We start from the raw sequence: 8621 nt of genomic DNA on the forward strand, positions 1-8621 counted from the left end.
TGTGATCCCCCGGCCCTCCTGTCCGTAAAGAAGCCGTTGGACAGGAGAGCGCCGTGACACAATGGATCATTCTCTGGATTGCCGCGGCGGTCCTGTTCCTGTTGATCGACACGATCTGGCTGCTGTGGCTGGGCCGCGGGTTCTATGTGAGCGAAATCGGAGATCTGCTGCGCCAGCCCCCCAACATGGGCGCTGCCGCGGCCTTCTATGTTCTCTACGTCACCGGCCTGATGGTGATGGTCGTGTGGCCCGCGGTGCAGGGCGGTTCCGTGGGCCAGGCGGTGCTATACGGCTCAATCCTGGGCCTTGTCGCCTATGGCACCTATGACCTCACCAACCTCGCGGTGATGAAAGGATTTACGACCAGAATAGCCATCATCGACATGGTGTGGGGCACGGTGCTGACCGCAACAGTATCCGGTCTCACGGCGGCGCTGGGATTGCGATTGATTGCAAAATAGGCGTTCACCCTGCAACAGCCGAGGTACATCAGGCGATCGGGCTCCATGTCCTTGCCCCTCGCCTGTTCAACAGCCGTTCACTTGTCGTCCTCTCCGCCTTGTGGGAAGAGGCGTAGATGGGGCGGATGGATCGGCGCAAGATTTATGTCGCTCTCGCGCCGCCGCAGGGCACGATTGAACAGGCGGCTCTCAAACACCTGTCACGTCAACTGATCGAACGCCTCCAGCGCCTTTGCGGCATAGACAGCACCAGGGCCTCCTGACATCTCAACCGAAACCGCGAGCATCTCAATCAACTCTTCACGGGTTGCACCATGCTTCTTGGCAGTAGACGCATGATAGATGATGCAGTCCTCGCAACCCTTTGCGACGGCGATGGCCACCGCCGTCAACTCCTTCAGCGCGGCTGAGATCTTTCCAGGTCTCGTCGCCGCCACGGTGAGGCTGTTGAAGGCCATCATCGTCTGCTTTTCGGCCTTGAACAGCCCCATGAGGCGGCTATTGACTGCCTCGAGTTTTTCCCTTGCGTCAGACATGGCGTAATCCCTACCTAAAAGAATGCCTTGCCGTTCTCCTTCGAGAACGCATGCCACTTGTTCGTGTTGACGGTCATGTAGCAGGTCTGGCCTTCCACGCCCTCGAACTCGGTCGAGGTCTTCACCCGCACGCGGCAATCGTCGAGGTCAACGTCGATAATCATGTCGCCGCCCAGAAGCTCGGTCACGAAGATCTTGCCAGTGATGTGGTCAACCGGCGGCTTGGTCATGGAGATCGACAGCGCATCGGGTCTAACACCCACGCGCAGCGCATCCTGGCGCGCGCCAGACGCGATGATCCGCTGCTGCTCGTCGTTGACGGCGATCGCAAAGTTGGGATGAACGAAGTGCGTGCGCCCCGCGCGGTCCTCGATCTTCGCATCCATGAAGTTCATCGCAGGCTCGCCCACGAAGCCTGCAACCCAGGCGTTGACCGGCTTGTTGTAGACCTCGCGCGGCGAGCCCAGCTGCTGCAGCTCGCCGTCATGCATCACGGCAATGGTGTCGGCCATCGACATGGCCTCGAGCTGGTCATGCGTCACGTAGATCATGGTGGTGCCGAGCGTGCGCTGCAGATGCTTGATCTCGCCACGCATGTGGGCGCGGAGCTTAGCGTCGAGATGCGCGATGGGCTCATCGAAAAGGAACAGGTTCGGCTCGCGCACGATGGCGCGGCCGATGGCGACGCGCTGCTTCTGGCCGCCCGAGAGCTCCTGAGGACGGCGCTCCAGCAGGTGGCTGATCTCCAGCAGCCTGGCCGCCGACGTTACCCGCTCCTTGATCACGGAAGCGTCCTGGCCGCGCAGCTTCAAGGGGTTTGCCATGTTTTCGAATACGCTTTTGTGCGGGTAGAGCGCGTAGTTCTCGAACACCATGGCCACGTCGCGGTCCTTTGGCGGCAGGGTGTTGATGGGATTCTCGTCGAACAGGATCTCACCGGACGTAATGTGCTCGAGGCCCGCCACCATGCGCATGGTCGAGGACTTGCCGCACCCCGAGGGGCCGAGAATCGAGAGGAAGGAGCCATCCGGACACTCGATGTTGAGTTCCTTAACGGCAGACACATTGCCATATTTCTTCCAGACGTTGCGGAACGAAACTTTCGCCATTGTGAGCTCCTGCTATTCCTTGACCGCGCCCATGGTGAGGCCGGTGACGAGGTATTTTCTGATGATGAGGCCGAGGAACATCATGGGAAGTGCGGTAACGACGCCGGCCGCCATGATCTGCCCCCACTGGATGTTCTGCGGCTGAACCAGCTCGCGCGTGGCGGCGGGCAGCGTCTTGGCGCCGCCGGAACCGATGATCGCTGCGAACAGATAATCGTTCCAGGCGAAGAGAATACACAGCACGATGAAGGCGCCGATGCCGGGGGCGACCAGCGGAAGGATGGCGCGCAGCGCCTGCAGGCGCGTGGCGCCATCCACCATCTGCGCCTCCTCGATGGCATAGGGCACGTTGTCGAAGAAGCCCTTCAGGATCCAGATGGCGAAGGGAAGGTTGAAGGTGGTGTAGGCGAGGATGAGGCCCGGCAGCGTGCCCACCAGGTTCAGCTCGCGGAAGATCCAGTAGAGCGGCACGAGCACCGCCACCACCGGCGCCATCCGCGTGGAGATGATCCAGAAAAACAGGTCGCTTTTGCCGCGGAACTCGATGCGGGAGAGCGAATAGGCGCACATCGAGCCGAGGACCACCGACACCACGGCGGACCCGCCCGCAGCAACGAGCGAGTTGAACAGGTAGGTGGAAAAGCCCAGGTTGGCGAAGAGTTCATAGTAGTGCTTGGTCGTCGGCGTGAAGTTGAAGAACACCGTCACGCCGGCCCAGTCGCCCACGGGAGGAATCTGGAAGGCCTCCAGCAGATCCTTGAAGGACGACATGAACATCACAAACAGCGGCAGCACCGTCCACACCATGTAGAAGGCGATGAACACGACCGAGAACCACTTGAACACCTTGGAGGGCCAGCCCTCGTATTGGATGACTTCGCGGGATGCCATGACTTAAGCCTTCTTGGGCTGCTGGCGGTCGAAGATGCGGACCAGCAACATGCCGAGGATGATGGTGACGATGAGCAGGATGAGTGCAATCGCGGCACCCCGCCCGAGCTTGAAAAACTTGAACGACACCTCGAAGAGGTAGACGGGCAGGATCTTCGTCGCATTGCCGGGCCCGCCGCCGGTGAGCACCAGGATGGAGTCGATAAAGCGGAAGTTGTCCATGAAGCGCAGCATGATGGCGATGAGCAGCACGGGGTAGAGGTTGGGCAGCGTCACCGACACGAAGTTGCGCAAGGGCGAGGCGCCGTCCACCATGTTGGCTTCGAGCTGGTCCTGCGGCACGCGCTTGAGGCCGGCCAGCGTGATCAGGGTGATGAGCGGCGTCCACTGCCAGACGTCCACCAGCACGAGGCCGAGCATGGCCGTGTCGGCGCTGGCGAGGATCGATTTTGCCCCCAGGATGCCGAGGCTCTGGAACAGCCAGTGATACCAGCCGAAGGTGCCGTTATAGAGGAAGTACCAGACCATGCCGGCCACCAGCGGGGCCACCATCATGGGCATGAGCAGCGTGGTGACAAGCACCTTTTCCCAGCGCGAGCCATTGAGCGCCACGGCAAGGAACACGCCGATGATGAGCTGCAGCGTTAGGCACATGACGCTGTACTGAATGAGCAGCCACCAGCCCATCAGGAACCGCGTGTCGCTGGCGAGCTTGGTGAAGTTCTCGAAATTGTTCCACTCGACCTTGCCGATGTCAACGTCGTGCAAGCTCATGTAGATCATCCAGAAGAACGGATAGATCGAGATGAAGGCCAGCACGATGATGGCGGGCATCATCAGCCAGAAGTAATAGGCCTTGGATGCCGCGGGGTTGACCGACGGCGGATCGGCCGCGACATGGGAAACCGGCTTCGATTCGACGCTGTCGGGAATCTGCCGGACGCGGAACAGTTCGGCTCCGCCTGCGAAGCCTTTCTGCCGGTCGATCGTAGTGCTGGAATTGGACATGGGTCCCCCTGCGGGCAGCATCGCATTTTTTTACCGGCGGCCCTTCGGCCGCCGGTACGTTTGCAGTTGCGGTTGAGCCTCAGCCCGCCCCGTTCAGCTCGTCGAGCTGGGTCTGGATCGACTTCGCGGCCTCTTCCGGAGACTGCTCGTTCGACAGGCACTTCTGCACTTCCGCGGCGAGGATCGAGTGATACTCGTTGCCGTTGGGGATCTTTGGTCCGAGCACGAAGTTCGGGTCCTTGATGCCAAAGTTGTAGACGGGGTCGAAGGTCAGCGCGTTCGGCATGTGGGTCGGACGCTGCTGGGCCTTCTTGACGTCTTCGCGTTCAAGCACGGACTTGCGGGTCGGCGTGCCGCCGAGGCCCTTGAGCACGTTGTACTGGTTTTCCTGGGACACAGACCAGATCGCGAAGATATAGGCCGCGCGCTTCAGGTCGTCGGAGGCATTGCCGTTGATGCCAATGCCGCCGATGCCGCAGTTCGTGCCGTTCACCGCCTCGCCGCCATTCTTGATCCACTTGGGATCGCCTTTCGGGCAGGGGGCGTAGGCCGTCTTGCCGCCAGCCGCGCGCGAGGTCTTCTCGTCTTCGATCGACGCGGCGAACTCGTGATACTGCGTCTGCATCGCGATGTTGCCGGACTGATAGACGGTGTTGAGCTCGAGCGTGCCGTTGGCCAGGTTGTCCGGGTGGCAGACGTCCGCCAGTTCCTTGAACTTGCCCAGCATGGCGATCGAGGACTCATCGCCCCAGTTCGTCTTGCCCGGCTCTTTCGAGCCATAGACGTCGTCGATGTTCCAGTCCATCCACCGGCCGTTGGCAAAGAGGAAGCGCTGAATGTCAAGCTGCGTCGTCCAGGCGAAGGAACCCTGGTGCTGGGCGTAGCCATAGGGCACGTCCTTGCCAGCTTCCTTGGCCTTCTTGAAGAAGGCCGCCATGTCGATGACGTTCTGCCAGGTCGAGTCCTTGTTGAACTCAAGGCGATAGCCGTATTCTGCTTCAAAGTCCTTGGAGTTCGCCTCGAACAGGTCCTGCCGGTAGAATGTGCAGGCAATTGCCGCGTCATAGGGAAGAGCGATGATTTTGCCCTTCTGGTAGAAACGCCCGCAGGCGGAGAGGAAGTTGGGGAACCAGGCTTCGTCGCCATAGCCCTCAGGGTCCTGCGGAAGGGTCTCATCGCCGAACATCGGCGTCATGTCGGCGTAGAAGTCGGCGAAGGGCGAGCCGATCGGCTTGTCCTGCACGTAGTTGAGGACGTAGTCCGCCTTGCCGCCGCGGAGGTCGATACCGACCTTCTGCTGCACGACCGGAAGGTCGTCCGTCAGAATGGTCACTTCGATGCCGGTCTTGTCCGTGAAGGCCTTGATGTTATCGCGGATTGCGAAGGACGGAGGGGTGTTCTCCGACATGAAGACAAGCTTCGAGCCGGCATATTGTTTCCACTTGGCATCGTCGGTCGACGCGGCCTGAACCCTGGAGCGGGTGATGGTTGAGCCGAGACCAAGGGTCAGGCCGCCAGCACCGAGAGCAGTGGCAGCGCCGCCGCCCAATTCAAGGAACTTTCTGCGGTTGATTCTCTGGTAAGCGGCGTTTTTCGGTATCGAAAACATAGGCGTCTTCTCCCATTTGGATTTTGTTTTTGCTGTCTGTGATACAGGGGCCGCTGTGGCGTCCTAACGCCACGGTGCCTCTCGGAACGTCTCAAACTTCCGTGATCTGTGGTCCTCCTTTCTCTGGCCGTTTCAGCGGCTCGCGAAAGCGTCGGCTACGAACCCGCGACATGAGCCTTGATCAGCGCATTCACATCGCTGGCCTTTTCCATGAAAACCATGTGGCCGGCGTCATCGAAGATCACGACTTTGGCGCCCGGCAGATTCCCGGCGTGGGTGGCGGGGATGATCTCGTCCTGCTTGCCCCAGATGACCAGAGCCGGAGGCGCATCACCCGCCGCCAGCTTGGCGCCCGGCTGGTCCTGCTGGGTCTGGCCGGCGAAGAGGGATGCGGCCAGGTCCTTCAGCAGGGGCTCGACACCATCGAGGCGCTTGTATTTCAGCACGTCGTCGATGAGCTGGCGGCTGACCAGGCTCTTGTCGGCGAAGAGCTGCTCCAGCACCGGCTTCAGGTCCTTGCGGCCCTGGGCCGCCACAAAGGCGTCGACATAGCCGCCGATCTCCTTGCCGAGGCCGGCCGGGCAGATGAGCGTGAGCGAGTCCACCTTGTCTGCATCTTCCGAGGCCAGATGCATGGCAATGGCGCCGCCCATGGAGTGGCCGACGAGATGTGCGCTGTCGATCCCCAGCTTCTCCATGAACTCCGAGAGTGCGGCGGTCATGGTGGCAAGCGAGGGATCGGCAAGCGACTTCGCCGACTTGCCATGACCCGGAAGGTCAAGGGCATAGACGGTGGCCGCCTCAGCGAGGGCATCGATGTTGAACAGCCAGCCATCGAGATCGCCGCCGAAGCCGTGGATCAACACCACGGTATCGTTGCCCGAGCCGCGCTTCGCGTAGCGGATCTGGCCCAGCGAGGTGTCGGCGAACTCGTATTTCGGGCCTTGCTCTTCTTCGTCATCGTCCGTTGATGGCGTGACATAGGAGGCGACGAACCGGTCGATCTCCTCCTCGGGCACGGAGGGGTCGGCGATAACGCCCAAGAGCGACTTAACCGGATAGATGGTATCCGGCTCGCCGACGCGGCGGCGCAACACGCCGCTCTCGTGCGCCTCGACCGCACCCGCGATCTTGTCGGTCTCGACCTCGAGGATGGCGTCTCCCGGATTGATCCGGGAGCCGTCCTCGAGCAGCCAGCCCGTCACTTTTCCCTCCTTCATGGAGAGGCCCCACTTCGGCATGACGATCGGCACGATGCGCTGGTCACTCATCTCTGTGTCCTCACTCAATCAATCAAGTTCAATGCGCCATCGACTTCTTCACCGCGCTGGCGATGGCATCGGCCGAGGGGATGTAGAGATCCTCCAGCACCGGGGAGAACGGCACCGGCGTGTGCGGCGCGGTGACCATCTGGATCGGGCCCTTCAATGCCTTGAAGCACTCCTGGGTGAGCATGGCGGACACGTCCGCCGCGATGGAGCAGCGCGGATGCGCCTCGTCCACGCAGACCACATGGCCGGTGCGCTCGGCCGAGTCGATCACCGTATCCCAGTCGATGGGCGAGAGCGTGCGCAGGTCAACCACCTCGCACTCCACACCCTGCTTGGCCAGCGCCGCCGCGGCATCCATGGCGCGCTGCACCATCATGCCATAGGTCACGATGGTGGCATGCTTGCCGTCGCGCACCACATTCGCCTCGCCAAAGGGGATGGCATAGGACTCGGCCGGAACGTCCGTCTCCGCGCCATAGAGGCTCTTGTGCTCGCAGAAGATCACGGGATCATTGTCGCGGATCGACTGAATGAGCAGGCCCTTCGCATCATAGGCGTTGGACGGGCACACAACCTTCAGGCCGGGAATGTGCACGAACAGCGGGGTGAGCATCTGGCTGTGCTGGGCGGCGGCGCGGAAGCCGGCGCCCACCATGGCGCGGATGACGACGGGGGTTTCCGCCTTGCCGCCGAACATGTAGCGGAACTTGGCGGCCTGGTTGAAGATCTGGTCGAAGCAGACTCCCATGAAGTCAAGGAACATCAGTTCCGCCACCGGCCTCATGCCGCAGGCGGCGGCGCCCACGGCAGCGCCGATATAGGCCGACTCCGAGAGCGGCGTGTCGAGCAGCCGTCCCGGATATTTGGCATTGAGCCCCTTGGTGACGCCGAGGACGCCGCCCCAGGCATCGATTTCGCCCATGCCGCCGGCTCCGCCGACGATGTCTTCACCCATCACGAACACCGACGGATCGCGGGCCATTTCCTGGTCAAGCGCCTCGTTGATCGCCTGGCGCATGCTGATCTTGCGTGCCATTGTCCTGTTCTCCCTTGCGCTCAATAGTTCACATAGACGTCGGTGGTGAGATCCGCCGCCGTGGGCAGCGGCGCAGCCTTGGCGAAGGCCACGGCCTCATCAATCCCGCGGCCGGACTCGCGGTCGATGGCATCAAGCTCGGAGCGCGAGATAACGCCCGCCTCGACGACACGCTCGGCGAACAGCTTGATGCAGTCCTTGTTGGCGCGGATGTCCTCAAGCTCGCCCTTGGCGCGGTAGGTCTGCTGGTCGCCCTCGAAGTGGCCATAGATGCGGATCATCTTGCACTCGAGCAGCGCCGGGCCGCCGCCCTCGCGCGCCCGCTTGATGATCTCGCCCGCCGCCTCGTAAACGGCGAAGAAGTCGAGGCCGTCAACCGTGACGCCAGGAAGCCCGAAGCCCGCGGCGCGATCGACGAAGCTGTCCACCGCAACCGCATAATCGCGCGAGGTGGACTCCGCATAGCCGTTGTTCTCGACCACGAAGATGGCGGGAAGATTCCACACCGCCGCGAGGTTGAGGCTTTCCAGAAAGGTGCCCTGGTTCGAGGCGCCATCACCGACGAAGGAGATGGCAACACCGCCGTCGCCGCGGAACTTGGCGGCCAGTGCGGCGCCGCAAACCAGCGGCGCGCCGGCACCGAGGATGCCGTTGGCGCCCATCATGCCCTTGGAAAGGTCGGCAATGTGCATGGAGCCGC

General features: G+C 62.0%; 9 protein-coding genes. 1 reads left to right on the forward strand and 8 read right to left on the reverse strand.

Annotated features, from left to right (window positions below; genetic code table 11):
- Window positions 1-53: 53 nt before the first annotated feature.
- Window positions 54-461 (forward strand): DUF2177 family protein, encoded by a 408-nt coding sequence (locus IOC69_RS09395; RefSeq protein WP_290543287.1) that lies wholly within the window; start codon window positions 54-56, stop codon window positions 459-461.
- Between the two features lie 200 nt (window positions 462-661).
- Here IOC69_RS09395 and IOC69_RS09400 read toward each other — a convergent pair whose 3' ends face one another.
- The 8 genes from IOC69_RS09400 to IOC69_RS09435 all read right to left on the reverse strand — a co-directional run.
- Window positions 662-997, reverse strand: a complete 336-nt coding sequence (locus IOC69_RS09400; RefSeq protein ID WP_290543288.1) for a carboxymuconolactone decarboxylase family protein — start codon at window positions 995-997, stop codon at window positions 662-664.
- A 14-nt stretch (window positions 998-1011) separates the two neighbouring features.
- Window positions 1012-2106: an ABC transporter ATP-binding protein gene (locus tag IOC69_RS09405; protein WP_290543289.1), complete on the reverse strand. Its 1095-nt coding sequence runs from the start codon at window positions 2104-2106 to the stop codon at window positions 1012-1014.
- Between the two features lie 12 nt (window positions 2107-2118).
- On the reverse strand, window positions 2119-2997 hold the full coding sequence (locus tag IOC69_RS09410; RefSeq protein ID WP_290543290.1) for a carbohydrate ABC transporter permease: 879 nt from the start codon (window positions 2995-2997) through the stop codon (window positions 2119-2121).
- A gap of 3 nt (window positions 2998-3000) precedes the next feature.
- Entirely contained in the window at window positions 3001-4005 is a 1005-nt protein-coding gene (locus IOC69_RS09415; protein WP_290543291.1) for a carbohydrate ABC transporter permease, read from the reverse strand.
- A 79-nt stretch (window positions 4006-4084) separates the two neighbouring features.
- Window positions 4085-5554 (reverse strand): extracellular solute-binding protein, encoded by a 1470-nt coding sequence (locus IOC69_RS09420; protein ID WP_290543292.1) that lies wholly within the window; start codon window positions 5552-5554, stop codon window positions 4085-4087.
- A 215-nt stretch (window positions 5555-5769) separates the two neighbouring features.
- Entirely contained in the window at window positions 5770-6885 is a 1116-nt protein-coding gene (locus tag IOC69_RS09425; protein WP_290543293.1) for an acetoin dehydrogenase dihydrolipoyllysine-residue acetyltransferase subunit, read from the reverse strand.
- A gap of 28 nt (window positions 6886-6913) precedes the next feature.
- The gene (locus tag IOC69_RS09430; RefSeq protein WP_290543294.1) at window positions 6914-7921 is read right to left on the reverse strand and encodes an alpha-ketoacid dehydrogenase subunit beta; all 1008 of its coding nucleotides are present in this window, start codon (window positions 7919-7921) and stop codon (window positions 6914-6916) included.
- Window positions 7922-7941: 20 nt separating this feature from the next.
- The coding region (locus IOC69_RS09435) for a thiamine pyrophosphate-dependent dehydrogenase E1 component subunit alpha (RefSeq protein ID WP_290543295.1) at window positions 7942-8621 on the reverse strand (680 nt) is incomplete at its 5' end.

The sequence above is a fragment of the Aestuariivirga sp. genome (genome assembly GCF_020252405.1).
Lineage (GTDB): Bacteria > Pseudomonadota > Alphaproteobacteria > Rhizobiales > Aestuariivirgaceae > Aestuariivirga.